The organism is Streptacidiphilus sp. MAP5-3, from assembly GCF_041262505.1.
Lineage (GTDB): Bacteria > Actinomycetota > Actinomycetes > Streptomycetales > Streptomycetaceae > Streptacidiphilus.
The window spans coordinates 1-26,100 of sequence record NZ_JBGCCL010000030.1 but is presented as its reverse complement, the minus strand read 5'-3'; the positions used below and the strand labels follow the sequence as shown (position 1 = coordinate 26,100).

Annotated in this window: 25 protein-coding genes and 2 pseudogenes; 17 read left to right on the top strand and 10 right to left on the bottom strand. The window is 71.1% G+C overall.

The window, feature by feature from the left end:
* Positions 1–69 precede the first annotated feature (69 nt).
* The 7 genes from ABH928_RS30450 (at position 70) to ABH928_RS30420 (ending at position 6,864) form a co-directional block, all read left to right on the top strand.
* Complete coding sequence (locus ABH928_RS30450) at positions 70–1,020, top strand: TauD/TfdA dioxygenase family protein (RefSeq protein WP_370071868.1); 951 nt, start codon at positions 70–72, stop codon at positions 1,018–1,020.
* A gap of 96 nt (positions 1,021–1,116) precedes the next feature.
* Positions 1,117–2,184 carry an ABC transporter substrate-binding protein gene (locus tag ABH928_RS30445; protein WP_370071867.1) on the top strand — a complete coding sequence of 356 codons (1,068 nt, stop codon included), beginning with the start codon at positions 1,117–1,119 and terminating at the stop codon, positions 2,182–2,184.
* Positions 2,185–2,186: 2 nt separating this feature from the next.
* Entirely contained in the window at positions 2,187–3,104 is a 918-nt protein-coding gene (locus ABH928_RS30440; protein WP_370071866.1) for an ABC transporter permease, read from the top strand.
* Positions 3,080–3,883 (top strand): ABC transporter ATP-binding protein, encoded by an 804-nt coding sequence (locus ABH928_RS30435; RefSeq protein WP_370071865.1) that lies wholly within the window; start codon positions 3,080–3,082, stop codon positions 3,881–3,883. Before ABH928_RS30440 ends, ABH928_RS30435 begins: the two co-directional genes overlap by 25 nt.
* 1 nt (position 3,884) lies before the next feature.
* On the top strand, positions 3,885–4,982 hold the full coding sequence (locus ABH928_RS30430) for an LLM class flavin-dependent oxidoreductase (protein ID WP_370071864.1): 1,098 nt from the start codon (positions 3,885–3,887) through the stop codon (positions 4,980–4,982).
* Entirely contained in the window at positions 4,979–5,503 is a 525-nt protein-coding gene (locus ABH928_RS30425) for a flavin reductase family protein (protein ID WP_370071863.1), read from the top strand. The genes ABH928_RS30430 and ABH928_RS30425 overlap by 4 nt, the downstream gene beginning before the upstream one ends.
* Entirely contained in the window at positions 5,500–6,864 is a 1,365-nt protein-coding gene (locus ABH928_RS30420; protein ID WP_370071862.1) for an LLM class flavin-dependent oxidoreductase, read from the top strand. Before ABH928_RS30425 ends, ABH928_RS30420 begins: the two co-directional genes overlap by 4 nt.
* 2 nt (positions 6,865–6,866) lie before the next feature.
* Here ABH928_RS30420 and ABH928_RS30415 read toward each other — a convergent pair whose 3' ends face one another.
* Together ABH928_RS30415 and ABH928_RS30410 are read right to left on the bottom strand one after the other, a co-directional pair.
* Positions 6,867–7,313, bottom strand: a complete 447-nt coding sequence (locus ABH928_RS30415; protein WP_370071861.1) for a cysteine dioxygenase — start codon at positions 7,311–7,313, stop codon at positions 6,867–6,869.
* 261 nt (positions 7,314–7,574) lie between these two features.
* Positions 7,575–8,480, bottom strand: coding sequence for a LysR family transcriptional regulator (locus ABH928_RS30410; protein ID WP_370071860.1), 906 nt, complete (start codon positions 8,478–8,480; stop codon positions 7,575–7,577).
* Between the two features lie 287 nt (positions 8,481–8,767).
* Here ABH928_RS30410 and ABH928_RS30405 point away from each other — a divergent pair, with 287 nt between their 5' ends.
* From ABH928_RS30405 to ABH928_RS30395, 3 genes are read left to right on the top strand one after another with little or no spacing between them, the layout of a single operon-like run.
* A complete protein-coding gene (locus tag ABH928_RS30405) occupies positions 8,768–9,088 on the top strand; it encodes an ArsR/SmtB family transcription factor (protein WP_370071859.1) in 321 nt (106 codons plus the stop codon).
* Positions 9,085–9,567: an SRPBCC family protein gene (locus tag ABH928_RS30400; protein ID WP_370071858.1), complete on the top strand. Its 483-nt coding sequence runs from the start codon at positions 9,085–9,087 to the stop codon at positions 9,565–9,567. The genes ABH928_RS30405 and ABH928_RS30400 overlap by 4 nt, the downstream gene beginning before the upstream one ends.
* Complete coding sequence (locus ABH928_RS30395) at positions 9,568–10,023, top strand: SRPBCC family protein (protein ID WP_370071857.1); 456 nt, start codon at positions 9,568–9,570, stop codon at positions 10,021–10,023.
* A 353-nt stretch (positions 10,024–10,376) separates the two neighbouring features.
* Here ABH928_RS30395 and ABH928_RS30390 read toward each other — a convergent pair.
* A pseudogene (locus tag ABH928_RS30390) lies at positions 10,377–10,626 on the bottom strand (flap endonuclease); the annotation flags it as partial.
* 251 nt (positions 10,627–10,877) lie between these two features.
* Between ABH928_RS30390 and ABH928_RS30385 the strand changes: the two are divergent.
* Positions 10,878–11,645 (top strand): alpha/beta fold hydrolase, encoded by a 768-nt coding sequence (locus ABH928_RS30385; RefSeq protein WP_370071856.1) that lies wholly within the window; start codon positions 10,878–10,880, stop codon positions 11,643–11,645.
* A 211-nt stretch (positions 11,646–11,856) separates the two neighbouring features.
* Here the strand turns inward: ABH928_RS30385 and ABH928_RS30380 are convergent, their stop codons facing one another.
* Together ABH928_RS30380 and ABH928_RS30375 are read right to left on the bottom strand one after the other, a co-directional pair.
* A complete protein-coding gene (locus tag ABH928_RS30380; protein WP_370071855.1) occupies positions 11,857–12,504 on the bottom strand; it encodes an MOSC domain-containing protein in 648 nt (215 codons plus the stop codon).
* Between the two features lie 189 nt (positions 12,505–12,693).
* Positions 12,694–13,476, bottom strand: a complete 783-nt coding sequence (locus ABH928_RS30375) for a maleylpyruvate isomerase family mycothiol-dependent enzyme (RefSeq protein ID WP_370071854.1) — start codon at positions 13,474–13,476, stop codon at positions 12,694–12,696.
* 172 nt (positions 13,477–13,648) lie between these two features.
* On the opposite strand from ABH928_RS30375, the pseudogene ABH928_RS30370 reads away from it, so the two are divergent.
* Positions 13,649–14,407, top strand: a pseudogene (locus ABH928_RS30370) (AAA domain-containing protein); the annotation flags it as partial.
* Positions 14,408–14,438: 31 nt separating this feature from the next.
* On the opposite strand, the gene ABH928_RS30365 reads toward ABH928_RS30370, so the two are convergent.
* Positions 14,439–15,398 carry a 5'-3' exonuclease H3TH domain-containing protein gene (locus ABH928_RS30365; protein ID WP_370071920.1) on the bottom strand — a complete coding sequence of 320 codons (960 nt, stop codon included), beginning with the start codon at positions 15,396–15,398 and terminating at the stop codon, positions 14,439–14,441.
* Between the two features lie 195 nt (positions 15,399–15,593).
* Here ABH928_RS30365 and ABH928_RS30360 point away from each other — a divergent pair, with 195 nt between their 5' ends.
* Positions 15,594–16,511 (top strand): SDR family NAD(P)-dependent oxidoreductase, encoded by a 918-nt coding sequence (locus ABH928_RS30360; RefSeq protein ID WP_370071853.1) that lies wholly within the window; start codon positions 15,594–15,596, stop codon positions 16,509–16,511.
* A 30-nt stretch (positions 16,512–16,541) separates the two neighbouring features.
* Here the strand turns inward: ABH928_RS30360 and ABH928_RS30355 are convergent, their stop codons facing one another.
* From ABH928_RS30355 to ABH928_RS30345, 3 genes are all read right to left on the bottom strand, one after another.
* Positions 16,542–18,656, bottom strand: a complete 2,115-nt coding sequence (locus tag ABH928_RS30355; protein WP_370071852.1) for an alpha/beta fold hydrolase — start codon at positions 18,654–18,656, stop codon at positions 16,542–16,544.
* 90 nt (positions 18,657–18,746) lie between these two features.
* A complete protein-coding gene (locus tag ABH928_RS30350; protein WP_370071851.1) occupies positions 18,747–19,481 on the bottom strand; it encodes a gamma-glutamyl-gamma-aminobutyrate hydrolase family protein in 735 nt (244 codons plus the stop codon).
* 134 nt (positions 19,482–19,615) lie between these two features.
* On the bottom strand, positions 19,616–20,407 hold the full coding sequence (locus ABH928_RS30345; protein ID WP_370071850.1) for a FadR/GntR family transcriptional regulator: 792 nt from the start codon (positions 20,405–20,407) through the stop codon (positions 19,616–19,618).
* Positions 20,408–20,497: 90 nt separating this feature from the next.
* Between ABH928_RS30345 and ABH928_RS30340 the strand changes: the two genes are divergently transcribed.
* Genes ABH928_RS30340 through ABH928_RS30330 form a run of 3 tightly spaced genes read left to right on the top strand, consistent with a single transcriptional unit; the run spans position 20,498 to position 24,135 of the window.
* Positions 20,498–21,868 carry a glutamine synthetase family protein gene (locus ABH928_RS30340; RefSeq protein ID WP_370071849.1) on the top strand — a complete coding sequence of 457 codons (1,371 nt, stop codon included), beginning with the start codon at positions 20,498–20,500 and terminating at the stop codon, positions 21,866–21,868.
* A 47-nt stretch (positions 21,869–21,915) separates the two neighbouring features.
* Positions 21,916–23,310: an aldehyde dehydrogenase gene (locus tag ABH928_RS30335; protein WP_370071919.1), complete on the top strand. Its 1,395-nt coding sequence runs from the start codon at positions 21,916–21,918 to the stop codon at positions 23,308–23,310.
* A gap of 18 nt (positions 23,311–23,328) precedes the next feature.
* Positions 23,329–24,135: a 3-oxoacyl-ACP reductase gene (locus tag ABH928_RS30330; RefSeq protein WP_370071848.1), complete on the top strand. Its 807-nt coding sequence runs from the start codon at positions 23,329–23,331 to the stop codon at positions 24,133–24,135.
* Positions 24,136–24,170: 35 nt separating this feature from the next.
* Here the strand turns inward: ABH928_RS30330 and ABH928_RS30325 are convergent, their stop codons facing one another.
* Positions 24,171–24,683, bottom strand: a complete 513-nt coding sequence (locus ABH928_RS30325) for a hypothetical protein (RefSeq protein ID WP_370071847.1) — start codon at positions 24,681–24,683, stop codon at positions 24,171–24,173.
* A gap of 281 nt (positions 24,684–24,964) precedes the next feature.
* Between ABH928_RS30325 and ABH928_RS30320 the strand changes: the two genes are divergently transcribed.
* Positions 24,965–25,990, top strand: a complete 1,026-nt coding sequence (locus ABH928_RS30320; protein ID WP_370071846.1) for a DUF2510 domain-containing protein — start codon at positions 24,965–24,967, stop codon at positions 25,988–25,990.
* Positions 25,991–26,100: the final 110 nt, after the last annotated feature.

Sequence of the window (26,100 nt, the reverse complement as noted above, 5' to 3'; positions counted from 1 at the left end):
GTGCCCGCAGGGCGATGCCGTCGTGCCCCGACGGAACAGATCCGTCATCACCGAAAGGAAACCGCCACCATGAGCACGCCTTCCGTCCGTCCCGTCGCCGGTCACATCGGCGCCGACATCGACGGCGTGGACCTCGCCCAGCCACTGTCCGCCGAGGCTGTCGACACCATCAAGCGGGCCCTCCACCGCCACAAGGTCGTCTTCTTCCGGGGGCAGCAACTCGACCACGCCACCCAGATCGCCTTCGCCCGTCAGTTCGGCGAGCTCACCTACGCCCACCCGCACGACGACACCCCGCCCGAGGAGCACCCCGAGATCTTCACGGTCGATCCGCGCCGGTTCGAGGAGCGCTACGGAAAGAACTTCCGTGACGAGTACCGCAAGCGCCGGTACAGCTACGTCGACGGCTGGCACACCGACGTCACCCCGGCGGTGAACCCGCCCGCCGGATCCGTCCTGCGCGCCGAGACCGTCCCCGAGTTCGGCGGTGACACGCACTGGACCAACCTCGTCGCCGCGTACGAGGGGCTGTCCGCACCCGTCCGGGCCTTTGTAGACACCCTGCGCGCCGAGCATCGCTACGGCGGCAGCCGAACCGTCGACGGCGACAGCGAGTACGCCCGCAGGATCAACGACAACCTGCTGGTGGCCGTTCATCCCGTGGTCCGGGTGCACCCGGAGACGGGGGAGCGCGCGCTCTTCGTCAACCCCGGCTTCACCAGCCACATCGTCGACGTGACGCCGAGTGAGAGCAAGCGCATCCTCGACCTGCTCTACGCCGAGATCACCCGGCCCGAGTACACGGTCCGGTTCCGCTGGGAGCCCGGCCATGTCGCCTTCTGGGACAACCGCGCCACCGCCCACCTCGCCCCGCGCGACCTGGAGCACCTGGACGTGGAACGCCGCCTGCACCGGGTCACCCTGATCGGCGAGACGCCGGTCGGACCGGACGGCCGCGAGTCCGAACTCGTCGCCGGTCGGCCCTTCACCGCCAACCACCGTGTCACGGTCGCCTCCTGACGCACCGGCAGCCACACCCGCACCCGCACTGCAGCGGCGGCGGACAGCCACCCGCCGCCGCTCCCGCCACGACCCGACCGGAAGGACCACACATCCGTGTCTGCTCCACAGGGCCTCTCCGCCCCGAACCGAAGACTGTTCCTGCAGACCCTCCTGGGCGCCGGTGCCGCGCTCGGCCTCAGTGCCTGCACCGCCGCCGCAGCCAGCGGCCCGGCCCTGTCGTCCACCGCGCCGCTGCCCACCCGGGTGCCGTCGGGGGGCAGCCTGACCATCGCCTCCGCCCTCGGGGCCGAGCAGCTCCAGCTCCAACTCTCGGGCCTGATCAAGCAGATCCCCTTCACCGTCCCGTCCTGGCCGAACATCAGCGCGGGACCGGACGTGATCAACGCGTTCCGCGCCAACTCCCTCGACCTGGCCAACAACGCCGGCATCCCGCCGATCCAGGCCCACTACCAGGGTTTCGACACCCGGATCGTGGCGATCGACCTGACCCGCAAGCCGTCGTACCTGTTCGCCACCAAGCCGCACAGCGACATCCGGTCGGTGGCCGAGTTCGCGGGAAGGAAGCTGGCCTTCTCGCAGGGACAGGCGCAGGGTGTGGTGTTGTTGCGGGCGCTGCGCGAGGCCGGGCTGAAGGACTCCGACGTGCAGCTGGTGCCGCTGACGAGCGATCAGTTCCTGACCGCCCTGGAGGCCGGACAGGTGGACATCGCACCGCTGGCCATCTCCCAGGCGCCCGCCTATCTCAACCGCTACGCCTCGGACGGTGCGCACACCGTCACCACCGACGTCGTGGACCTGCTCAACCTGCTGTGGGCTCCGGCCGAGGTGCTCGCCGACTCGGACAAGGCCGCCGCCGTCGCGGCCTTCATTCCCCTCTGGGCCAAGGGCCTGGTCTGGGTCTACGAGAACCCGTCCGTCTGGGAGGACGAGTACTACGTCAAGACCCAGAACATCAGCGCCGCCCAGGCCCAGCAGGTCACCGCGCTGAGCAACAAGCCGCTGCTGCCCCCGAGTTGGGACGAGGCCATTGCCTGGGAGCAGGAGACCGTCGACCTCCTGGCCCAGGGCGGCTATGTGAACTCCTTCAAGGCCGAGGTGCTCTTCGACCGCCGGTTCGAGCACCTCGCGGCCGCCGCCGTCCCCGTCGAATACCGGAGTTGACGATGGCAGAGAACGCATCGACCGCAACGGTGGCCGTGCCCGAACGGCTCGTCACCGCGTCCGCGCCGGCCGTCGTACCGGTACTCGCGCCGAGTGCGCCGAGCGAGCCGAGTGCGCCGAGTGCGAGGTCCGCACGTCCCCGGGTGCGGCGACTCGCGCCCGGCCGACGCCGACCCTACGCCCGGCTCGTCGGCCCGCTGCTCCTGCTGGCCGTCTGGTCCGGGGCCAGCGCCGCCGGACTGCTGGACCCGAGGATCCTGCCCGCACCCTGGACCGTGCTGCACACCGGCGCGCATCTGTGGACCGCAGGGACGCTGCGCACCGATCTGGGCACCTCCCTCTGGCGCGCGGTCCAGGGCTTCACGATCGGGCTGGTGGCCGGCGTGGTGCTCGCGCTCGCCGCCGGGCTGAGCCGGATCGGCGAGGCGCTGATCGACGGCACCGTGCAGGTCAACCGTGCCGTCCCGACCCTGGGCCTGATCCCGCTGTTCATCCTCTGGCTGGGCATCGGCGAGACATTCAAGATCGTCATCATCGCGATCGTCGTCTACATCCCGGTCTACCTCAACCTGCATGCCGCCCTGTCCGGCATCGACGCCCGCTATGTCGAACTCGCCGAGGTGCTGCGGCTGAGCCGGTGGCAGTTCGTCCGGCAGGTCGTCATCCCCGGTGCGCTGCCCGGATTCTTCGTCGGACTGCGCCTCGGAGTCACCGGCTCCTGGCTCTCCCTGGTCGTCCTGGAGCAGATCAACGCCACCAACGGCCTCGGCTACCTGATGTTCCAGGCACAGAACTACGGCCAGACCGACGTCATCGTCCTCGGACTGCTCATCTACGGCGTCTTCGGCTTCGCCTCGGATGCGGCAGTCCGTCTCCTGGAGAGGAGGGTCCTGGCATGGCGCCGATCGCTGAGCAGCTGACCCCCACGGCAACTGATCTGCCGACCCTGACCCCCGCCGTCCGACTCACCGGCCTGACCAGGTCCTTCGGTGAGCGCACCGTGCTCGACGGCATCGACCTGGAGATCCCGTCCGGCCAGTTCGTCGCCCTGCTCGGCCGCTCCGGCTCCGGCAAGACCACCCTGCTGCGCGCAGTCGCCGGGCTCGACCACGACACGGTGGGCAGCGGCGGCATCGACACTCCGGAGCGGGCCTCGGTGGTCTTCCAGGACTCCCGACTGCTGCCCTGGCGCCGGGTGTTGGACAACGTCCTGCTCGGCCTGGACAGGCGGGACGCCGACGGTCGTGACGCGGCCCTGCGCGGCCGGGAGGCGCTCGCCGAGGTGGGGCTGGCCGGGCGCGAGAACGCCTGGCCCGGTCAACTCTCCGGCGGCGAGCAGCAGCGTGCCGCACTCGCCCGCGCGCTGGTCAGGGATCCCGAACTGCTGCTCGCCGACGAGCCGTTCGGCGCGCTCGACGCCCTCACCCGGATCCGGATGCACGCGCTGCTGCGCGAACTGTGGCAACGCCACCACCCGTCCGTGCTCCTGGTCACCCACGACGTCGACGAGGCCGCCGTGTTGGCCGACCGAGTCCTCGTCCTCGACCAGGGCCGCACCTCCCTCGACCTGACGGTCGATCTGCCCCACCCGCGTTCCTACCGCGACCCGCGGTTGGGGGAGTACCGCGAGCGGCTGCTCGCCGCGCTCGGCGTCGGCCCGGACGGCGAAGCCGAGTCCGAAGACCGAGGGGAGGGCTGAGATGGGCGAGTATCTCTGGTACATACCCAACACGGTGGAACCCGGCCACCGCGGTGACGACACGCGCGACGGCTGGGGCACGCTCGACCACTCGACCGAACTCGCGCGGGCCGTGGAGGACCACGGCTGGGCCGGGGCGCTGCTGGGCACCGGCTGGGGACGGCCCGACACCTTCACCGTCGCGGCGTCGCTCGCGGCGCGCACGACGACCTTCAAGCCGCTCGTCGCGGTCCGGCCCGGGTACTGGCACCCGGCGAACTTCGCATCGGCCGCGGCCACGCTCGACCAGCTCAGCCGGGGCCGGGTCCTGGTCAACATCGTCAGCGGCCTGGACAACGCCGCGTCCTACGGCGACGGCGAGTTCGACCAGTCCCGCCGTTACGAGCGCACGCGGGAGTTCCTCCAGTTGGTGCGCCGGCTGTGGAGCGAGGAGCAGGTGACCTTCCACGGCGAGCACTACCGGGTGACCGACTCCTCCGTCCGTCCGCGTCCGTGGGGCGCGGACGAGGGACGGCATCCGCGCCTGTACTTCGGTGGAGCGAGCGCCGCCGCGGAGCGGGTGGCCGCGCAGGAGGCGGACGTCCAACTGTTCTGGGGCGAACCGCTGGACGGCGTCGCCGAGCGGATCGACCGGCTCCGCACCCTCAGCGGGACGGTCGAAAGACGGCACCGGCCACTGGAGTTCGGACTGCGCGTGACGACCCTCGTCCGGGACACCAGCGAGGAGGCCTGGCGCGACGCGGAGGACAAGGTCGCCCGGATGGCACAGCAGGGACCGAAGGACCCCGAGGCGTTCCAACGCCGGACGGCGGTCGGCCAGCGCCGCCTGCTCGACCTGACGGCACGCGGGGAGGTCCTGGACAGCTGCCTCTACACGGAGCCGGGCCGCTACGGAGGCGGCGGCGCCGGGACGACCTGGCTGGTCGGCTCCGCACGGGAGGTCGCCGACGCCCTGGAGCGGTACCGCGCGTTGGGTGTGACCCACTTCGTGCTGTCCGACACGCCCTACAAGCAGGAGATCGCCAGGGTCGGCGACCAGCTCCTGCCGCTGCTGAAGCAGCCCGCTCCCGCCACGACCCCGCTGGAGGTCCCCGCATGACCACACTCGTGCACGACACGTCAGCACTGCACGACGCGGCAGCACTGCGCGCGGTCTACGGTGCCTTTCCCTCCGGCGTCACGGCAGTCGCCGCCCTGGTCGAGGGGCGACCGGTCGGGCTGGCGGCCAGCTCCTTCACGTCCGTGTCCCTCGCGCCGCCGCTCGTCTCGGTGTGCGCGGGGCAGACCTCGTCGACCTGGCCGCTGCTGCGCCGCGCCGAGCGCCTTGGGGTCAGTGTGCTGGGCGCGGAGCACGCTCTGCTCTGCCGCCAGCTGGCCGGTCCGAGCGACGAGCGGTTCACCGGCGTCGCCTGGCGGGCGACCCCGGACGGCGCCGTGCTGCTGGACGGCGCGAGTGCCTGGTTCGACTGTTCGGTCGAGCAGGAGATCCGCGCCGGGGACCACGACATCCTCGTCCTCCGCGTCCACGACCTGTACGCCGAACCGGACGTCGAGCCCCTGGTCTTCCACACCGGGACGTTCCGTTCACTCCGCACCGACCCTACGAAGGACCGCTCATGAGCACCCGACCGCAACAGCAACGGCAACTGCACCTCAACCTGTTCATCCACGACACCGGACACCATGAGGCGTCCTGGCGACTCCCCGAGTCCGATCCCCATGCCGACCTGGACCTCGGCTTCCACCAGAGACTGGCCCGCATCGCGGAGGACGCGAAGTTCGACTCGGTGTTCCTGGCCGACAGCCCCGTGCTCTGGGGCGACCCCTCCCGTCGGCCCTCTGCGAGGCTGGAGCCCACCGTCCTCCTCGCCGCACTCGCTGCGGGCACGACGCGCATCGGGCTGATCGCCACGGCCTCGACCAGCTACAACGAGCCGTACAACCTGGCCCGCCGGTTCGCCTCACTGGACCACCTGTCGGGTGGGCGCGCAGGCTGGAACATCGTCACCACCGCGGGCGACGCGGCGGCACGCAACTTCGGCCTGGACGGGCAGCCGCTGCACCGGACCCGCTACGAGCGGGCCGCGGAGTTCCTCGACGTCTCGGCCAAGCTTTGGGACAGCTGGGCCGACGACGCGCTGGTGGGGGACAAGGACACCGGCGTGCACGCGCTGCCGGACCGCGTGCGTCCCGCTGGGCATCAGGGCCGGTTCTTCCGCGTCGAGGGGGCGCTGAACGTGCGCCGCTCGCCGCAGGGGCACCCCCTGCTCGTGCAGGCCGGCTCCTCGGAGGACGGCAGGGAGTTCGCCGCCCGGTGGGCGGAGGCGGTGTTCACCGCCCAGCCGACGCTGGCGGAGGGGCAGGCCTTCTACGCCGACGTCAAACGCCGTGCGGTGGCCTTCGGCCGCGACCCCGAGCACGTCAAGATCCTGCCCGGCATCGTCCCGGTCATCGGCGACACCGAGGCCGAAGCACGCGAGCTGGAGGCCGAACTGGACCGGCTGATCCGGCCCGAGTACGCGCGCGAGCAGCTGGCCGCGCTGCTGAAGGTGGAGCCGGAGGGGTTGGCCTTCGACGCGCAGTTGCCCGACGACCTCCCCTCCGAGGACGAGGTCGAGGGGTCGAAGAGCCGCTACACCCTGATCGTGGAGCTGGCCCGCCGGGAGCAGCTGACGGTGCGTCAACTCATCGGCCGGCTCGGCGGCGGCCGCGGGCACCGGACGTTCACCGGCACACCGGTCCAGGTCGCCGACACGATCGGGCACTGGTTCGAGCACGGTGCGGCCGACGGGTTCAACGTGATGCCCGCGGTGCTGCCGTCCGGCTTGGAGGTCTTCGTGGCGAAGGTGCTCCCGATCCTGCGCGAGCGCGGGCTGTTCCGCACCGACTACGAGGGCCGCACGCTGCGCGAGCACTACGGCCTGCCGCGTCCGGGGGCCCGGTTCGCCACCGCGCCGTCGGCGGTCGCCGAGCCGGTGTGACCTCAGATCCCACCGGGCGCTTCCGGGTAGACCCGGCGGATGCTGGAACCGAGCCGGGAGAGGTCCGCCCCGTAGACGTGGAGCGAGATCGCCTTTGCGGGACCGGTGTTGCCGACGCGGTGGATGTCGCCGGGCGGCGCGAGCGCGGAGAGCGCGCCGGTCGGGTTCACCACGCTCCCGTCCGGGATCAGTCGGCCGGTCCGGTCGCCGGGGGCCCGGCGATAGGTCCGCTCGGTCTCCTGGCCCTCATGGACGCCCGCGACGCACCAGCAGACATGGTCGTGGACGGGGGTGTGCTGGCCCGGCAGCCAGACCAGCGCGACGACGGAGAACCCGTCTTCGGGGCCGGTGTGCAGCAGGTGTTGACGGTAGGACCGGGGATCTCCCGCCTCCTGGGCAGGGGTGAGGAGGCCCGGTCGGCCGAGTAACGGTCCGAGCAGGTCGGCCACGTGGCGTGCGGTCAGGAGCGGGGGCAGGCCGCGTCGGAGCACCCGGTGGATGCCGGAGGCCAGGTCGTCGATCCACGGCGGCGTCCCGAGGTCGGACGAGTCACGTTCAGTGTCACGTGCAGTGTCACGTTCAGCGTGACCTGTAGCGTGACGTTCGGTGCTACGTGAGGTGGAGGAAGTCACGCGCTTCACAGTGCAGCGCGCGGTGGATCGCGTCCAAGAACGGTCTGTTGGGTGCTGCACAGCGTTGCTTATCGACCATCAGAAATGGTTGTGGGCGTCGGCGACCTGCTTGAGCACGTCGAGCACCAGGCCGATCGCGGGCACGTGCACGTGGTCGCGCAGCACGTACGCCGCGATCCTGCGCCGGGAGTGCGGTTCCACCGGACGTGCCGTCACCCGGTCGTGGCAGAGGAAGGCCAACATCAGCGCGGGCACCAGCGCGACCCCGGCCCCGACGGAGACGAGGTTCTGCACCGCGAGGTTGTCGTCGGTGGCGAAGACGATGTCGGGCGCGAACCCCTGCTCCGCGCAGGTGTGGAGCAGGTGCGCCTGGCACCGCGGGCAGCCCGCGATCCAGCGCTCCGACGCCAGGTCGGACAGCCGGACCACGTGCCGCCGCGCGCTCGGGTGGCCGACCGGCAGGAGTGCGGTGACCGGGTCCTCCATCAGCGGGAACTCGACCAGCTCCGCCGAGTCGCTCGCCTGGAGCTCCGGATAGCTGAACGCGAGCGCCACGTCGCAGCTGCCCTGCGGCACGCGCCGCAGCGAAGCGGGAGGCTCGTCCTCCTGCAACTCGATCCGGATGCCCGGATGTTCCGCCAGCAGGCGTGCGATCGCCTCCGGCACCAGGGTGGCGTTCGCGCTGGGGAAGGAGCAGATCCGCACCCGTCCGCCGTGCAGTCTGGCCAGGGCTCCGAGCTGCTGCTCCGCAGCCGACAACTGCCCGAGGATCAGGCCGGTGTGCCGCGCGAGCGTCTCGCCTGCCTCGGTCAGCCGCAGCCGGCGCCCGGCCCGGACGAAGAGCGGCATACCGACGCTGCGCTCGAGGGCCTTGATCTGCTGCGTGACCGCCGGCTGCGTGCACCCCATGGTCCGCGCCGCCGCGGAGAGCGTGCCCGCCCGTACGACTTCGTGGAAGGTGGCGAGATGGCGTGAGTCCAGCACTCTTCGAAGCATAAGCAGAAATTGAGCAATCGTCAGGTACATGACCCCACATGAGCGAGGTGGTATCCACCGGCGCACGCTGTGGCGGTCGTGGGCCGGAGCGGGCAATGGGCCCGTCGCCAACCCGACCTCGACCTGGAGGACACCGCCGGGTCGCGGCTGGGCGGCCAGGGCCGCCGCGGAGGCGGGTCGGCTGGCCGGGGTCTCGGCCGGGGTCTTGGCCGGGGGCCTGCGCGCAGGCCCCCGGGTCTTGACTCGAAGCATCCGTAAGTCGTAACTTACTGTTCGTGGATACTTACCGAGCTGGCGATGGCTTTGACGCCTTGGGGGATCGCACCAGGCGCTCCATAGTCGCGTGTTTGGCGGAGCGGCCGCGTGCCGTCGGCGAGCTGGCCGACGAGCTGCCGATCAGTCGGCCGGCGGTGTCCCAGCACCTGAAGGTGCTCAAGGAGGCAGGGCTGGTCACCGACCGCGCGGTCGGCACCCGCCGCGTCTACCGGCTCAATCCGGCGGGCGTGGCCGCGCTGCGCGATCAGCTTGAGACGTTCTGGAACCGCGCGCTGGACAGCTATCAGGACGTCGTGGAACAGACCGAGGAGAAGCCATGACCCAAGCAGCGGCTGCCGTGGTCCACAGGGAGATCGTCGTCCAGGCGCCGATCGAGCGGGCCTTCACCGTGTTCACCGAGCGGTTCGGCGACTTCAAGCCGCCGGAGCACAACCTGCTCGGTGTCGCGATCGCCGAGACGGTGTTCGAACCGAAGGTCGGCGGTCACATCTACGACCGGGGCGTCGACGGCAGCGAGTGCCGCTGGGCGCGCATCCTGGCCTTCGAGCCGCCGGACCGGGTGGTGTTCAGCTGGGACATCAGCCCGCAGTGGCAGATCGAGACCGACCCGGACAACACCAGCGAGGTCGAGGTCACCTTCGTCGCCGAGACCCCGCACCGCACCCGGGTGGAGCTGGAGCACCGCCACATCGACCGGCACGGCCCCGGCTGGCAGGCCGTCAGCGACGGCATCGCCCACGACCAGGGATGGCCGCTGTACCTCGCGCGGTACGCGGCCCTGTTCACGGAGGGCAGTTGAATGTCTGCGATCACGGTCAGCACCGAGGTGGACCGGTCAGCCGAGGACGTGTTCGCCTACGCCGTCGACCCGACTCGCTTCCACGAATGGCAGGCGGGCGTCATCGACGGCCGCATGGACCACCCCGGCGCCCCCGCTGAAGGAGACCGGTGCCTGACGACCCGGCGCATCGGCGGCGCCAACCGTCCCAGCACCGCCGAAGTCGTGCCCATCAACCCGCCCAAGACCTGGGGCGTGCGAGGCATCGACGGGCCCATCCGGGCGGCCGTCGACGTCACCGTCGAGCCCCTGACGGCTGATCGATCCCGGCTGACCATCACCGTGGACTTCGAAGGCCACGGCATCGGCAGGCTCCTTGTCCCGCTCGTCGTCCGCCGTCAGGCTCGCACGGAGATGCCGGCCAATCTGGCGACGCTGAAGCAGTGCCTCGAACGCAGCCGCCTCGAACGCAGCTAGGCGGCGCACGGCAGGCCAGGACGCGGATGCCGATCCGTCTGGATCATCGGTCTTCCGGCCAGACGCTCAGCGGGTGCTGCAGCGACTGGAGGACCGCGGGCTCGTCGAACGGGGCTCGGGGCGCGGCCGGATCGTGGACTACCACGTGACCGACGAGGGTCACCGTGTGCTGGCCGCCGTCACGCCACGGGCCGTCACGCCACGCCACAGGCCGAGGCCGTCATCGCCGACGCCCTTGTGGCGCTCGCTCCGCAGGGCCGGGCGGTCTTCCACGGCAGCGGGTGGCGAGTTCTTCCAGGGTCATGGGGTCGCGGGGTTCGGTGGGGAGGGTGGGTCGAGGTCGGTGGGGATGGGGACGTCGGTGGCGACGCGGACGGGACGCCGGGGAGACCGCCGCTCGGGTCGCCCCGCAGGGCGGCCATGTCGGCGTACTGGGGTGACGCCGTACTGGGCGCCGGTGACGCCGTACTTCTCCATCAGCTGGGCGTTGTCGGTGAGTTGGAGGGTGCCCATGCCCTTGATCGGGTAAGGCACGCGGACGCCCCGGGCGTCGTCGACGAGCTGGAAGAGGTCCCGATCTCCGGTGAATGAGACAACGTCAACTGTGCTGCGGCTGGACGGGCCGCGTCGGCCACGACGGTCGGCGAGACCTTGACTCATACGGGCTGCGGCCTCGCCGGGACTCGGCCGCTGTCCCGGATGTCTGGACAGCCGCTCCTGGTCTCAGGAAACTGACACAGTTGTCGAGGCGCGCAACGCGCCCACCCTCACGGCAGCACCATGCACCGATCCGAACGCACGTCGAACGGGAGAGGGGCAGAATAGTGAGTGACACGATCTCCGCCTGGTCAGGCATGGTGCCAGTAGACGACACCGAGCTGTGGGTGACCGACAGCGGCGGCTCCGGCCCCGTGGTCGTCTATCTGAACGGCTCGTTTGCTGGAATGAAGTACTGGAAGTACGTGATCGCTGGCCTCGGTGACGGCTACCGGCACATCTGCTTCGACGAGCGCGGCCGGGGCAAGTCCAAGACGTCGAAGGACTACTCCTTCGAGGCCTGCATCCGCAGCCTCGACGCGGTCCTGAAGGCACGGGACGTCGAAGAGCCTGTCCTTGTCGGGTGGTCCTACGGCGCGCCGACCGGCGTGTTCTGGGGCGACCGGAACCCCGCGAAGATCGTGGGTGTGGTCGCGATCGACGGCGCGGTGCCCTTCGGTATCACCGGGCCGGAGGCGCAGGCGCGGATCCGGAAGCTGTTCGGCCGGATGCGGCCCATGATGTGGATCCTGCGTCCGCTGGGCCTGGCCGCGCGGATGAGCGCCGCGCAGCACGCCGACGTCAGCATCGAGAACAACGAGATCAACGCGGGCATCGGGCCGATGCTGGAGGGCGCGGCCTTCCAGGTCCGGTACGTGCTGGCCACCGGTGGCAACATCGGCTCCAGCACTGAGGAGATGGAGCAGGTGCGGGCCTCCATCGAGCCGGTGCTCGCGAAGAACGCAAACCTCAAAATCAGTGCCAAAGTGCCGACCGGGCACGGCAAGATCCTCACCGGCGGCGCCGGTGCCATCGGCGACGCCGTTCGTGAGATCGCCGGTGCGAATGCCGATGAGCAGGACTGACACCCAGAACTGACAAGCGGCACGACGAAGCCCTCTGTCTTCCCGCATGGTGCCTGGGGCAGAGGGCTCTCGGCTGTCGGCTACTCGCGTCCTCGTCGTCGAGCCGGCGTTGGGCCAGAGTGCGGTCGTGAGGGAGTCCAACTCTGTCTTCACACACACCGACGCTGGACTCCCTCACCTCGCCCGCGCGGGCGATCCCCGCAGCTGATGTCTATGCGGAGCGCTTGCGGGCCAGCTCCTTCTCCTCCAACGGCAGCGCCTCGGCGACCAGCAGCCGCGGCAGCAGGTCCGGTTCCAGGGTCATCGCACGGAAGACGAGCGCGACGGTCACGTCGTGGTCGGGCCGGTGCACGATCTCGACCGGGTCAGCAGCGCGGATATCGCCGGGCTCGATCACGCGCAGATACGCGCCGGGCCGTGCGGCCTGCGTGAACCGCTTGATCCAGCCGTCGCGCTCCAGCCAGCCCTGGAAGGTGCCACACGGGATCCGCGCGCACGACACCTCCAGGACGACGTCCGACCCGATCCGCCAACGCTCACCGATCAGGGCGCCGTTGACGTCCAGGCCCAGGCTTGTGAGGTTCTCCCCGAAGACACCGTTGTGAAGCGGCCTGCCCAACTCGGCCTCCCAGCCGTCGAGGTCCTCGCGCGCGTAGGCGTAGACGGCCTGGTCGACTCCGCCGTGGTGCTTCACGTCGTACACTCGATCGCCAAGGAGACCGACCTCACCGGTGCCCTTCGGTCCAGGTGCGGTGACGGGGACTGGACCGTTGACGGGCTGCTTGTCGATGCCCGTCGCGCTCAGGCCGTTCCACGGGTTGGGCCGGGGCCTGCCGACATTGACGGAGAGCAGCTTCATGGGAGGTGACGGTAGGGGCCCATCAACGCCGCCGCGACCTATTTCTTTCCAGCCATACGGCACATCGTCACGCTGACGTTCTACCCCTGGACCCGTTGGAATCGATCATCCGGTGAGACCGCGGCCGTTCGGTACGAGACCGTTCGCGATTCAGGCGGCCCGTTTGTACGCGGTGGCGTGTCGTGACGCTCAGTCCTCCGGTTCCCAGGCGTGGAACAGGTCGAGCAGCTCCAGGTCCCCGTCGAGTTGCAGGGAGTCCACCGAAATGCGTTGGTACAGGTAGAGGACCAGATCACTGGCGGTGCCGCCAATGGAGAGACCGGCCGCGTCCGGGTCCTCGCCGGTAGCGGGCAGCCGAGTGGTCCGTGCACCGTCGCCGTCGACCGTGAGGCGCCAGGAGCGGCCCTCGGTGGCGTGGAAGTCGAAGGCGGTGGGCTTGTGCGGCCAGGCGCTCGTCGTGAAGCAGCTGATGAACAGGTCCTCCTCGACACCGTCGAGTGCCACCTCGGTCGGCAGCGGCTGCGGTGCGCCCACGGCGACCTGAGCGTCGTACGTGTGCACCGCGATCTCCAGGATCTGGTGCCGGGCGACGGAACCGCAGGTGTCCGTCACCTGCGTGAGACCCCACCCGGTCCAGCAACTGCCGTCCGGGTCAGCCGCCAGCAACGCGTCCAGCAACTGCTGCGTCGTTGCGGCCGACCAGGCCAGCAGCTCATCGCGCTCCCGGGGGGCCGGCACAGTGCTCTCGGCGACGGCCTCGGCCGGGGGAGCGTCGGCAGGTCCCGCGGCGATGGTGGCGGCCCGGAAACGACGCCCCTGGCCGAGGTGCTGCGCCAGATCGAACAGCGTCCACTCAGGGCAGGTCGGCACCTGCACGTCGAGGCTGGGCGCCGAGGCGATCACGGCGCGGAAGGCGGTCGCACGTTCGTCGATCAGCCGCAGCAGATCGGAAAACTCCAGAGTCTTATGCACAGCGGTGGTTCTACCACCTTGATTCACTTGCCCGACAGCGCTTTTCCCAGCCGGTGCGGCGGGGAACTCCGGCCCAGGCGAGCCCACGCCCGGGCTTCCGCTACGCCACAGCCGAGCCCCGCGTCCCAGGCGACAGACCCACGATCCACTCGACCCGTGCCACGCCCAGAAAAGCGCAGTTGAGCGGCGCCTGAAAGCACTACAGGGTGCGAAGGGCAGAGTCCACGTCGGCACCATCCACTCCGTCCAGGGCGGGGAGTTCGACGCCGTCGTGCTCAGCCTGGTCCCAACCACGGACAGCCCCGCAGACAGCATCACCTGGGTAGCCGAACAGACCCGGATCTGGAACGTGGCCATCACCCGCGCCAAGTCCCGCCTCGCTGTCGTCGGACACCGCGACCTGTGGGCCTCCCGCAGCGGCCTTCCTCAGATCCTCACCGCGCACTGCACCGCCTCGGCCGACGAGCACCTCCCACCCACGGCCATCCAAGACGATGAGCGCACCCACCTCGCGGACCTCCTCCAACCCCGGCTCCGCACAGAGGGCCTGTCAGCATGTGAACGCGCCACCACCGTCATGGGGCACCTCTGCGACTTCATCATCACCACGCCCGAAGGCAACATGGCCGTCCTCATCGACACCGGCCCCCACGACCAGGACGACCTCGCACGTCACCTATGGCTGCTCCACACCCGGGCGGACCTGCTCACCGGCGCGCCCAGCGGCGGCCAAGGCGCAAGCCTGGCACCGTCGTCCGCACGGTCCGCATCCCCGCATGGCGCATCCGCATCGGCGAACCGCTCGCCGGCCTCTTGTGACGGCTCCACCAGCCGCCTCGCGCCGGACGGCTTACACCTCCGGGTGAAGCAGTCACTCCTCGAGGGGCTCACATCAAGCGCGCCACCGGTGTATGGCTATCCCGTGAGTTGACTCATTGTCCGCCCGCCGGAAAAGCGAATCCTCAGGTCCTATTTCCGTTCTGGGCGAGGGCGTCGAGGACGCGGGTGAGGGAGCCGCCGAGGCCCCAGCGGGTGGCGAGTTCTTCCAGGGTCATGGGGTCGCGGGGTTCGGTGGGGAGGGTGGGGTCGAGGTCGGTGGGGATGGGGACGTCGGTGGCGACGCGGACGACCTTGGGGGCGACGGCGAGGTAGCCGGTGGCGTCGGCGATGCGCTTGCGTTGGGTGGGGGTGAGCTTGGCGGAGGGGTCCAGGGCAGCCGCCTGGATCGCGGCGAGGTCGCCGAACTGGGTGATGAGCTTGGCGGCGGTCTTGTCGCCGATGCCGGGGACGCCGGGGAGACCGTCGCTGGGGTCGCCGCGCAGGGCGGCCATGTCGGCGTACCGGGCGCCGGTGACGCCGTACTTCTCCATCAGCTGGGCGTTGTCGGTGAGTTGGAGGGTGCCCATGCCCTTGATCGGGTAAAGCACGCGGACGCCCCGGGCGTCGTCCACGAGCTGGAAGAGGTCCCGGTCACCCGTCACCACGTCGACCGGTCCGGTGGCGCGCGTGGTGAGGGTGCCGATGACGTCGTCGGCCTCGTAGTCGGGGACGCCGAGCCGGGCGATGCCGAGGGCGTCGAGGACGGCGGTGATGACCGGGACCTGCGGGGAGAGCGTGTCCGGGATCTCCTCCGCGCCGGATGCCGCGCCGGATGCCGCGCCGGAAGCGTCGCCTGACGCCTCGTCGGCGGGCTGGGCGAGGCGGTGGGTCTTGTAGCTCGGGATCAGGTCGACGCGCCACTGAGGACGCCAGTCGGCGTCCATGCAGGCGACCAGCTGGTCCGGGGCGTGGTCCGCGACCAGGCGGGCGATGAAGTCGAGCAGCCCGCGCACCGCGTTGACCGGCTCGCCCTGCGGGGACCGCACGGAGTCGGGAACGCCGAAGTAGGCGCGGAAGTAGAGGCTCGCGGAGTCCAGCAGCATCAGCCGGGGGGCGGTTCGACTCATACGCTCATCTTGCCGTACGGCACCGACAGTCGCGGTCGGACACCACTGCACTTCGCGGGAGCGGCGCTGACCTCGGCGCTTGACAGCCCCCACGGCGGAGGCGCACGATCGGGACAAGGCTGTTGTTTACAGCGTTTACTTTTCTGTGACTCTCGGATTCGGAGGGCCTTCGTGGCTTGGAGCGCAGCCGACGTACCCGATCAGAGCGGCCGGGTGGCCGTCGTCACCGGCGCCAACAGCGGTCTCGGGCTGGAGACCGCCAAGGTCCTTGCCGCGCGTGGTGCGACCGTCGTGATGGCCTGCCGCGATCCGCAGCGCGCCGAGCAGGCCGCCGCCGAGGTCGGACAGCAGGGCGATGGCAAGGCCGAGGTGCTCCGGCTGGACCTGGCGTCGCTGGACTCCGTCCGGTCGGCGGCGGACGAACTGCACGAGCGGCACCCGCGCGTCGACCTGCTGGTCAACAACGCCGGGGTGATGTTCCCGCCCTACGGCCGGACCGCCGACGGCTTCGAGCTGCAGCTCGGCACCAACCACCTCGGGCACTTCGCCTTCACCGGGCTCGTGCTCGACCTGCTGCGCGACGTGCCCGACTCGCGGATCGTGGTCGTGGCCAGCCTGGCCCACCAGTTCGCCCGACGCGGCGTCAACTTCGACGACCTGCAGTCCGAGCGCAGCTACAACCGGGTGCTCGCCTACGGGCAGTCCAAGCTGGCCAACCTGCTCTTCACCTACGAGCTGCAGCGCCGTCTCGCCGCCGCGGAGAACGTCCGGACCGTGGCGCTGGCCGCCCACCCCGGCTACTCCAGCACCGAGCTGACGCGTCATCTGCCGCAGTTCCTGCAGCCCGCCAACCGGGTTCTGGTCGAGCCGCTGCTGGCCCAGCCCGCCGTGGCCGGCGCGTTGCCGTCGCTGCGCGCCGCGACCGACCCGCAGGCGCAGGGCGGCGAGTACTACGGACCCGACGGTTTCCAGGAGATGCGCGGCGCGCCGAAGCGGGTCAACTCCACCCGGGCCTCCCACGACACCGACGCACAGCGACGGCTGTGGTCGGTGTCGGAGGAGCTGACCGGGGTCACCTACACCGTCTGACACCCTGTCGGTCGCCTGGCGCCGTCCGGCTCAGACGTGGTCGGGGCGGCGCCACTCCTCGCCCAGCACGTGGTGGGCGAGGAACGCCAGCACGGTGGTGTACCAGAGCTTGGCGTTGTTGGGCTTGAGCACCCAGTGGCCCTCGTCCGGGAAGTAGAGGAACTTCGCCGGGACCTCGAAGCGGACCAGGTCCGACCAGAGCGCCAGTGCCTCGCCGATCGGGACGCGGTAGTCCTTGTCACCGTGGACGACCAGCATCGGGGTCCGGATGGACGCCGCGTGGAAGTGCGGGGAGGAGGAGTCCAGCCGCTCCGGCCGGGTCAGCGGGTCGCCGAAGTGCCTGCGCCACCAGGCGGTCGCGTCGGTGGTGCCGTTGAACGAGTACAGGTTCCAGAGGGCGGCGTGGGTGACGATGGCCTTGAACCGGTCGGTGTGGCCCGCGATCCAGTTGGCCATGTAGCCGCCGAACGAGCCGCCCATCATGGCGGTCCGCTCCGCGTCGAGGTCGTCGCGCTCCAGCGCGGCGTCGGTGAGGGCGAGCACGTCCGTGAACGGGTTGCCGCCCCAGTCACCCCAGCCGCGGGCGTGCATCTCCTGGCCGTAGCCGGTGGAGAGGGCCGGGTCGGGCAGCAGGACGGCGTAGCCGGCCGCAGCCGCGACCCACGGGTTCCAGCGCCAGGTCCAGGAGTTCCAGCTCATCTGCGGCCCGCCGTGAACCCAGAGCAGGAGTGGTGCCGGACGCTCCGCCGACGCGCCCTCCGGCAGGACCAGCCAGGCGCGCAGCGGGGTGCCGTCCTCGGCGGTGGTGGTGACCTCGGTCAGCGAGCCCGGGACCGATGCGATCCGGCCGGGCGCGGGCAGGACCGCCGGGTCGTCCTGGTCGGCGCGCCGCGCGTCCAGGCGGACGGGGGTCGGCGGGCTGTCGACCGCGGCGCGCAGCGCGTAGAGCGTCGTCCCGTCCGGGGAGACGGTCAGGTTGGTGTAGGCGCCCGACAGCGTCAGGCGGGTCGGGGTGCCGCTGCGGTTGCCGTTGCCTGTGCCATTGCGCGTGGCGGTGTTGCCGGAGTTGCCGGTGTCGGCGGTGTCGAGCCGGTAGATCGGCGAACGGCCCTCCGTGTCGGCGGTGAAGAAGACGACCGGTGCCCCGTCCCGCCCCGGGACGGGGGAGACGGCGACGTTTCCCGGCCAGTGCGGGAAGTCCGGCAGCAGGTCGCGGCCCGCGTCGAGGGGGTCGGTGGCGTCGGTGAAGTACCATAGCGTGGCCTCGTGGCTCTTCTCCCAGGAGGAGTTGAGTGAGCGCAGGCAGACCAGCCCGCGCGAGTCGGGGGTGAAGAGCGCGGACGTGAAGGAGACGCCGTCGACGTGAATCCGCCGCAGCTCCTTGCCGGTCACCGCGTCGGAGACGACGATCACTTCGGTGGTGGTGTCCGGGTGGCCGCCGCTGAGCGCGGTCCAGGCGACGAGCGAGCCGTCGGGGGAGATCACGACGGCGGGCTCGAAGGCGTTCGAGGAACCGCAGTCCACCGGCGCCTCGGCGGGGGCGGTGTCCGAGGCGGTGATGACGTGCGGGCGACCGGGGCCGAGGTCGTGGTCCCAGTAGCGCACGATCGCGTCCTCGTGCAGTACGGCGCTGACCTTCGCCTCGTCACGCGCCTTGCGCAGCGCGGCGTCCGACTCGGCGTCGACCGCGCCGGGGAGCCGGGGGGAGAGGTAGGCGATCCGACCACCCGACCGCGCCGTCGCGAACGAGTCGACCCCGGCGGCAGGGTGCAGGATCCGCTCCGCCTCGCCGCCGTCGGCGGGCAGCGCCCACAGCGTGGCCGTCTTCACCTCCGGCTCGCCCTTCGGTGCGTCGGGCTGCGCCCGGCCGGAGAGGAACAGCAGCGCGCCGTCCGCTCGGAAGGCGGGCGCGGACTCGCCCTTGTCGGACCGGGTCAACCGCCTCGCGGGCCGTTCGCCCTCCGGGTCGAGCTCCCACAGCGCGGAGATGGACCGGGTCCGGTCGGAGGAGAGTTCCGACACGGTCGTGACCAGGCGCGATCCGTCGGGTGAGAGCGCGAGCCCGCCGATGCGCGGGATCGCGAGGAAGGCGTCGAGGTCGTGGAACGGCGTTGCCCCATGGGGCTGCTGCGGGTTCGTCGGCATGCGGACAGTCTTGCCGGGCCCGGGTCTTTCGACCAGGGGTGGTGCGATCAGATCGCGCCGTCGGCGCACCATCGGCGCACCGCCGGCCAGTCAGCTCGCGGCGTGGACCCGGGCGGAGGCGTGGACCAGGGCGGCGGTGAGGCGGGCGTCGTCGTCCTGCTCCGGGTGCCACTGGACGGCGAGGAGGAAGGATTGGCCCCCGCCCTCCACCGCCTCGACCGTGCCGTCGTCTGCGTGGGCGGAGGGACGGAGGCCGTGGCCGAGGGTGGCGACGGCCTGGTGGTGGTAGGTGGGAACAGTGAGGGCGTCGGTGCCGAGGATGGTTGCGGTGCGAGTGCCGTCGACGGCGTTGACGGTGTGGTGGCCGTAGCGGCCCGGAGCGGGGGAGTGCTCCAGATTGCCGCCGATGAGGTTCGGCAGATGCTGCGTCAGGTCGCCGCCGAGGGCGACGTTGAGGAGTTGCATGCCGCGGCAGATGCCCAGCAGCGGTCGCTCGCGGTCGAGGGCCGCGCGGATCAGCGCGAGTTCCCAGGCATCGCGGGTGAGGGAGTCGGGGGTGGGGGCCTGTGTGTGCGGGTCGGCGACCGCGCCGTAGCGGGCCGGGGCAACGTCGGGTCCACCGGCGATGATCAGGCCGTCCAGCCGGGCGACCGCCTCGGCTGCCGCGTCCGGGTGGTCGTCGGGCGGGAGCATGGCGACCAGACCGCCGCCCGCCTGGATGAACTCGGCGTAGCGCCTGGGCAGCAGATCGGCGGGGGTGTCCCGCCAGACTCCCCAACTGGCGGAGTTCAGATAGGTGGTGATGCCGATCAGCGGGCGGGGCACGGAGACCTCCGGAGTGAGGGGCAGGGACGGAAGCTGTACGAAAAGCTGTACGGAAAGGTGAACGGAAGGGAAGCGGAGAAGCAGAGGCAGTCGGGGGAGGCAGCAAAGGCGGGCAGGCTGGGAAGCAGAGGTGGTCAGGCGAGGAAGCCGCGCAGCAGTGCGGCCGTGCCGGCGAGGTGTTCGCGCATCGCGGCGCGGGCGCGGTCCTGGTCGCCCGCCAGGATCGCCTCGACCAGCTGCTCGTGCTGGCATTGGGAGTGGTCCAGGTTGGGCGGCAGCAGCGGTATGCAGTCGAGTAGCTCGTTGACGGTGGCGCGCACCGTCGCGTAGTGCGCGGCCACGGAGGGGGAGCCGCTGAGCTCGGCGACGGCCAGGTGCAGCCGGGTGTCCACCCGCCGGTACTCGTCGAGTGAGGCCTCGCCGGTGGCGGTGAGCAGCTCGCGCAGCAGCTCGGCCTCGGCGCCGATGGGGCGGCGTGCCGCGCACAGCTCGGCCGCGCCGACCTCCAGGACCTCGCGGAAGAGCAGGGTGTCCTCCAGCTGGTCGCCCAACTCCTCGGCGCGGCGCCGCAGTTGCTCGCCGTCGCCCTCGGCGGCGGACGGCGCGGCGACGGGCTGGCGGACGAACGCGCCCCCGTACCGGCCGCGGCGGACCTCCAGCACCCCCGCGTCCTGCAGCACCTTGAGCGCCTCACGCAGCGTCACCCGGCTGATCTGGAGCCGTTCCGCGAGCTCGCGCTCGGGCGGCAACCGCTCGCCGACCGGGACCAGGCCCAACCGGACCAGCTGCAGCACCTTCTGGACCGTCTCCTCAAAGGTGTTGCCGGAGCGAACCGGACGCAGCACGGCCGCGTAGGCGTCGACGACGGATGCGCCGTCGCCCGAGGCCCTGGAGCCAGCGTCGGTGGACACGTCTTTTTCGATCATGGCACCCCCTTCCCTTTCAATGGTACAAGGCCATACCTTTAAGGCGCCCGACCCGGTCCACATGTCCCCATGCACCCGGAGGCACCACCCATGACTTCTCAGGCGCCCCTGCAAGCGCCCCTGACCCTGGAGGCGCTCCGTGGCCTCGTCGCGTCAGGAGAGATCCACACCGTAGCCCTCGCCTTCACCGACATGCAGGGCAGGCTTCAGGGCAAGCGCTTCGCGGCCGGCCACTTCCTCGACGAGGTGGTCGCCCACGGCAGCGAGGGCTGCGCCTACCTGCTCGCCGTGGACGTCGAGCTCAACACCGTGCCCGGCTACACCATGGCCTCCTGGGAGACCGGCTACGGCGACTTCGTGTTCCGCCCGGACTTCGACACGCTCCGCCGGCTGCCCTGGCAGCCGGGAACCGCGCTGGTCACCGCCGACCTGACCTGGGAGGACGGCACGCCCGTCGCCGCCTCACCCCGGCAGATCCTCAAGCGACAGCTGGACCGCCTCGCCGAGCGCGGACTGACCGCCTGGGCGGGCACCGAGCTCGAGTTCATCGTCTTCCGCGACACCTACGAACAGGCCTGGGAACGCGGCTACCGCACGCTGACCCCGGCCAACCAGTACAACGCCGACTACTCCCTCCTCGCCACCGCCCGGATCGAGCCGCTGCTGGCCCGGATCCGCAACGAGATGGGCGCCGCCGGGCTCGTCGTGGAGTCCGCCAAGGGCGAGTGCAATCTCGGGCAGCACGAGATCGCCTTCCGCTACGACCGTGCGCTGACCACCTGTGACCAGCACAGCGTCTACAAGACCGGCGCCAAGGAGATCGCCTCCCAGGAGGGCATGGCGCTCACCTTCATGGCCAAGTACGACGAGCGCGAGGGCAACAGCTGCCACATCCACCTCTCGCTGCGCGACGCCGACGGCAGCCCGGCCTTCGCCGACGGCAGCGGGCACATGTCCCCGCTGATGCGGCACTTCCTCGCCGGTCAGCTGGCGGCCATGCGCGAGCTGACGCTCCTCTACGCACCCAACATCAACTCGTACAAGCGGTACCGGCCGGGCTCCTTCGCGCCGACCGCCGTGGCCTGGGGCCCCGACAACCGCACCTGTTCGCTCCGCGTCGTCGGCCACGGGCCCTCGCTGCGCTTCGAGAACCGCGCGCCAGGCGGCGACGTCAACCCCTATCTCGCCATCGCGGGCATGATCGCGGCCGGACTGCACGGCATCGAACAGCGCCTGGAACTGCCCGAACCGTGCACCGGCAACGCCTACTCCGCCGACTACGCCCACCTGCCGACGACCCTGCGTGAGGCCGCCGAGCTCTGGGCCGGCAGCGAACTCGCCAAGGCCGCCTTCGGTCCTGACGTCGTCCAGCACTACCTGACCATGGCCCAGGTGGAGCAGGACGCCTTCGACACCGCCGTCACCGACTGGGAGCGCTACCGCTCCTTCGAGCGCATGTGAGCCGCCCCGTGAATGCCAGGACTGCTTCGCTCCCCGAACTTCCCGAAATTCCCGATCTTCCCGAACTTCGCGATCTCCCCGAATCTCTGACGGTATTGAACCCCGCGACGGAAGAGGTTGTCGCGGAGATCCCGGCCGTTTCACCCGAACAGGTGGCCGTCGCCGTCGAACGCGCGGCCAAGGCCCAGCAGTCGTGGGCCGCGCTCGCCCCCGGCGACCGGGCGCGCCTGCTGCGCCGCTTCGCCGACGGCGTCGACGCGCGGATCGACGAGCTGGCCGACCTGGAGGTCACCGAGGCCGGACACACCCTCGGCAACGCCCGCTGGGAGGCGGGCAACGCCCGTGACCTGCTGGAGTACGCGGCAGGCGGCATCGAGCGGCTGATCGGCCGTCAGATCCCGGTCGCGGGCGGCCTGAACGTCACTTTCCACGAGCCGCTCGGCGTCGTCGGGGTGATCGCGCCGTGGAACTTCCCGATGCCGATCGCCGCCTGGGGCTTCGCGCCCGCGCTGGCGGCCGGGAACTCGGTGCTGCTCAAGCCGGCCGAGACCACCCCGCTGACCGCGCTGCTGCTGCGGGACATCGCGCTGGCGGCCGGTCTGCCCGAGGGCCTGTTCCAGGTGCTGCCCGGCCACGGGCGGATCACCGGGCAGGCGATCGTCGACCACCCCGGCGTACGGAAGATCGTCTTCACCGGCTCCACCCCGGTCGGCAAGGGGATCATGTCCCGCTGCGCCGCGGGCCTGAAGCGGGTCACCCTCGAACTCGGCGGAAAGAGCCCCAACATCGTCTTCGCCGACGCCGACCTGCAGCGCGCCGCCGCCGCCGCGCCGATGTCGTTCCTCGACAACAGCGGCCAGGACTGCTGTGCCCGAACCCGGATCCTGGTCCAGCGCGAGGTCTACGACGACTTCCTCGCGCTGGTCGCGCCCGCGATCGAGGCGGTCCGCGTCGGCGACCCGCGCGACGCGGCGACCGAGATGGGCCCGCTGATCTCCGCCGTCCAGCGCGAACGGGTCCGCTCCTACCTCACCGACGACGTCCCGGTGTTGGCCCGCGGCAAGGCCCCGGAGGGCCCCGGCTTCTGGCAGGCGCCGACGCTGCTCGCGCCCGAGGACGAGGGCTGCCGCGCCGCCACCGAGGAGATCTTCGGGCCGGTCGCCGTGGTCCTCCCCTTCACCGACGAGGCCGACGCGCTGCGGCTGGCCAACGCCACCCGCTACGGGCTCTCCGGCTCGATCTGGACGCGCGACATCGGCCGCGCGGTGCGGATGGCGCGCGGCGTCAACGCGGGCAACCTGTCCGTCAACTCGCACAGCTCGGTCCGCTACTGGACGCCCTTCGGCGGCTTCGGCGAGTCCGGCCTCGGCCGTGAGCTCGGCCCGGACGCACTGGCGCACTTCACCGAGACCAAGAACGTCTTCATCAGCACCGAGGAATAGGAAGACAGGAGACACGTGGTGACCACCACTCAGCACGAGGAGCAGCAGGCCGCGCCGGTCTGCCGTCGTCTGGTCGGCCGGACCGCCGTCGTCACCGGCGCGGGCTCCGGGATCGGCCTGGCCACCGCCCGCCGGCTGGCGTCCGAGGGCGCGAACGTCGTCTGCGCGGACATCGACGAGACGGCCGGAAAGGCCGCCGCCGAGGAGGTCGGCGGACTCTTCGTCAAGGTCGACGTCACCGACGCCGAGCAGGTCGAGGCGCTGTTCAAGGCCGCCTTCGACACTTACGGCAGCGTCGACGTCGCCTTCAACAACGCGGGCATCTCGCCGCCCGACGACGACTCCATCCTCACCACCGGCATCGACGCCTGGCGCCGCGTCCAGGAGGTCAACCTGACCTCGGTCTACCTCTGTTGCAAGGCGGCGCTGCCGTACATGCAGCGGCAGGGCAAGGGCTCGATCATCAACACGGCCAGCTTCGTGGCCAAGATGGGCGCGGCCACCTCGCAGATCTCCTACACCGCCTCCAAGGGTGGGGTCCTGGCGATGTCCCGCGAGCTGGGCGTCCAGTTCGCCCGCGAGGGGATCCGCGTCAACGCGCTCTGCCCGGGACCGGTGAACACGCCGCTGCTGCAGGAGCTGTTCGCCAAGGACCCGGAGCGCGCCGCGCGCCGTCTGGTCCACATCCCGGTCGGACGGTTCGCGCACGCCGAGGAGATCGCCGCCGCGGTCGCGTTCCTGGCCAGCGACGACTCCGCGTTCATCACCGCCAGCGAGTTCCTGGTCGACGGCGGGATCTCCGGCGCGTACGTCACCCCGCTGTAGGAGACCCAGGAGAACGTGGCGGGCCGGTCGGGGTCTCAGCCGCGCTCGGTCAGCACCTCGAAGGGTTCGAGGGTGAGCTCGATGACCGACTCGTCCCGCTGCGCGGGAATCGTCGTGGGGAAGCTCGCACGACGGTTCCCGCGCAGCAGCCACCAGCCCGCGAGCAGGCCCGGCAGCATCTCCTTGGCCCGGTCGCTGATGCCGAGCAGCGTGTCGAGCGTCGACGCGTCGGCGAAGCCGAACTCCTGCCACTGCACCGCCGCGCAGACCACGACGAACGCCAACGCCAGCACCGGCACGGGCCCGTAGGGCAGGCGGGCACGGGGAACCCGCGCCAGCAGCGGACGCAGCGCCAGCACCGCGAGGACGGCGACCAGCTCGACCAGGACCAGCTCCTCCTGCCCCCGCGCCATCGGCGTCCCGAACCCGCCGTCCTCCGACGCGAGCTGGAACAGCGGCAGCCCCGCGCCCAGGAACACCCCGGCGCACACGCCCAGCACGACGCGACCCCAGCGCCCGAGCTGATCCGATCTGCTGGTACCCCTCATGGCGCTGTCCTTCCCGCGGTTCGGCGTTCGCGCCACAATCTGCGGGCGATATCCGCGCACGTCAAGACCCGTCCCAGCCCTGGAGCACCGCTCGGTCCGGCCTGCCCCGGTCTGTCCTGACCTGGGAAGACGCGCCACGACGCGGTGCGAGCCGGCACGGTTCGCGACGGTTCGCGACGACTCGGCGCACGGCTCGGCGCACGGCTCGGCGCACGGCTCGGCGCACGGCTCGACAGGCGGAGCTGATCGGATGCTTATCGGCCGCACGGTACGTTGCCCACGTGAGTGATACGACGCCCCCACCAGCCGGCTGGTATCCGGACCCCAAGCCGGCCGACCCCGACCACATCGGCGAACGCTGGTGGAACGGTTCCGAATGGACCGTCAGCACCCGCAGCGACGAGACCACGGTCTTCATCTCCGGTGAGCCCCCGGCCGCGCCCACGCGCGGACCTCGCCGCCCGCTGGTGGTCGTGGGCGTCGCGGCGGCCCTGGTCGGCGCGGGCCTCGGCACGCTCAGCACGTACCTGGTGATGCACCACGACAACGCGTCGACCACCGCGTCGAGCAGCCCGTTCTCCCAGGACGGCAACGGCGGTCAGGGTGGCAACGGCGGTTCCGGTGGCAGCGGCGGGCTCAACCCGTTCGGCAGCGGCGGCGGCAGCACCGGCGGTTCGGGCGGCAGCAGCGGCGGCGGCAGCACCGGCGGTTCGGGCGGGAGCACGGGCGGCTCCGGCGGCAGCGGTTCGAACACGGCGGTCGACGTCGTCGACGGCATCAGCTTCCCGGTCCCGAGCGGCTGGACCGGCGGCACGACGCAGGACGGCCACGCCTCGGCCTACTTCGGCAGCTACACCTGCGCGGGGTCGAGCAACTCCTGCTCCCTCGCGGGCGTCGACAGTGTGACCCTGAGCACTCCCGTCAGCACCGGCGTGCAGGCCGCGGCCGAGACGGACATCTCCGCCGCTGCCAAGGAGTCCTACGCCGCCATCACCGGCCACCAGGTCCTGGAGCAGAAGGCCGTCACCGTCGCGGGCCGCTCCGGTTACCTGGTCCGGTGGCAGGTGGACGCCAAGGTCGGCAACAACGGGACGGTGGAGACCGTCGTCTTCCCGAACACGGCCGGGAACAAGCTGGTCGCCGTGCGGATGGGCTTCGACATCGCGAGCAAGGCCCCGAGCGTCTCCGAGATGGACCAGATCGTCTCCAGCATCACCGACTTCTCCGCCGGCGCACTCACCGGCGGCGGCAGCGCGGGCTCGTCGGGGTCGTCAGGTTCTGCGAGCGACGCGCCCGGCAGCAGCTGAGCCGACTCCCAACGGCGGTGGGCCCCGGGGGGGGGGGGGCCCGGGGCCCCCCCCGGGGGGGGGGGGGCGGGGCGGGGCGGGGCAGCCCGCCCCCCCCGAGGGGGGGCCCG

What these genes read in the sequence shown, in the direction of transcription:
- ABH928_RS30385 (WP_370071856.1), top strand. Translation starts at nt 10,878, where the DNA reads ATGGTGCCAGTAGACGACACCGAGCTGTGGGTGACCGACAGCGGCGGC.
- ABH928_RS30450 (WP_370071868.1), top strand. Translation starts at nt 70, where the DNA reads ATGAGCACGCCTTCCGTCCGTCCCGTCGCCGGTCACATCGGCGCCGAC.
- ABH928_RS30430 (WP_370071864.1), top strand. Translation starts at nt 3,885, where the DNA reads ATGGGCGAGTATCTCTGGTACATACCCAACACGGTGGAACCCGGCCAC.
- ABH928_RS30425 (WP_370071863.1), top strand. Translation starts at nt 4,979, where the DNA reads ATGACCACACTCGTGCACGACACGTCAGCACTGCACGACGCGGCAGCA.
- ABH928_RS30365 (WP_370071920.1), bottom strand. Translation starts at nt 15,398, where the DNA reads ATGCTGCTGGACTCCGCGAGCCTCTACTTCCGCGCCTACTTCGGCGTT.
- ABH928_RS30395 (WP_370071857.1), top strand. Translation starts at nt 9,568, where the DNA reads ATGTCTGCGATCACGGTCAGCACCGAGGTGGACCGGTCAGCCGAGGAC.
- ABH928_RS30355 (WP_370071852.1), bottom strand. Translation starts at nt 18,656, where the DNA reads ATGCCGACGAACCCGCAGCAGCCCCATGGGGCAACGCCGTTCCACGAC.
- ABH928_RS30400 (WP_370071858.1), top strand. Translation starts at nt 9,085, where the DNA reads ATGACCCAAGCAGCGGCTGCCGTGGTCCACAGGGAGATCGTCGTCCAG.
- ABH928_RS30440 (WP_370071866.1), top strand. Translation starts at nt 2,187, where the DNA reads ATGGCAGAGAACGCATCGACCGCAACGGTGGCCGTGCCCGAACGGCTC.
- ABH928_RS30380 (WP_370071855.1), bottom strand. Translation starts at nt 12,504, where the DNA reads ATGAAGCTGCTCTCCGTCAATGTCGGCAGGCCCCGGCCCAACCCGTGG.
- ABH928_RS30345 (WP_370071850.1), bottom strand. Translation starts at nt 20,407, where the DNA reads ATGATCGAAAAAGACGTGTCCACCGACGCTGGCTCCAGGGCCTCGGGC.
- ABH928_RS30325 (WP_370071847.1), bottom strand. Translation starts at nt 24,683, where the DNA reads ATGAGGGGTACCAGCAGATCGGATCAGCTCGGGCGCTGGGGTCGCGTC.
- ABH928_RS30420 (WP_370071862.1), top strand. Translation starts at nt 5,500, where the DNA reads ATGAGCACCCGACCGCAACAGCAACGGCAACTGCACCTCAACCTGTTC.
- ABH928_RS30340 (WP_370071849.1), top strand. Translation starts at nt 20,498, where the DNA reads ATGACTTCTCAGGCGCCCCTGCAAGCGCCCCTGACCCTGGAGGCGCTC.
- ABH928_RS30435 (WP_370071865.1), top strand. Translation starts at nt 3,080, where the DNA reads ATGGCGCCGATCGCTGAGCAGCTGACCCCCACGGCAACTGATCTGCCG.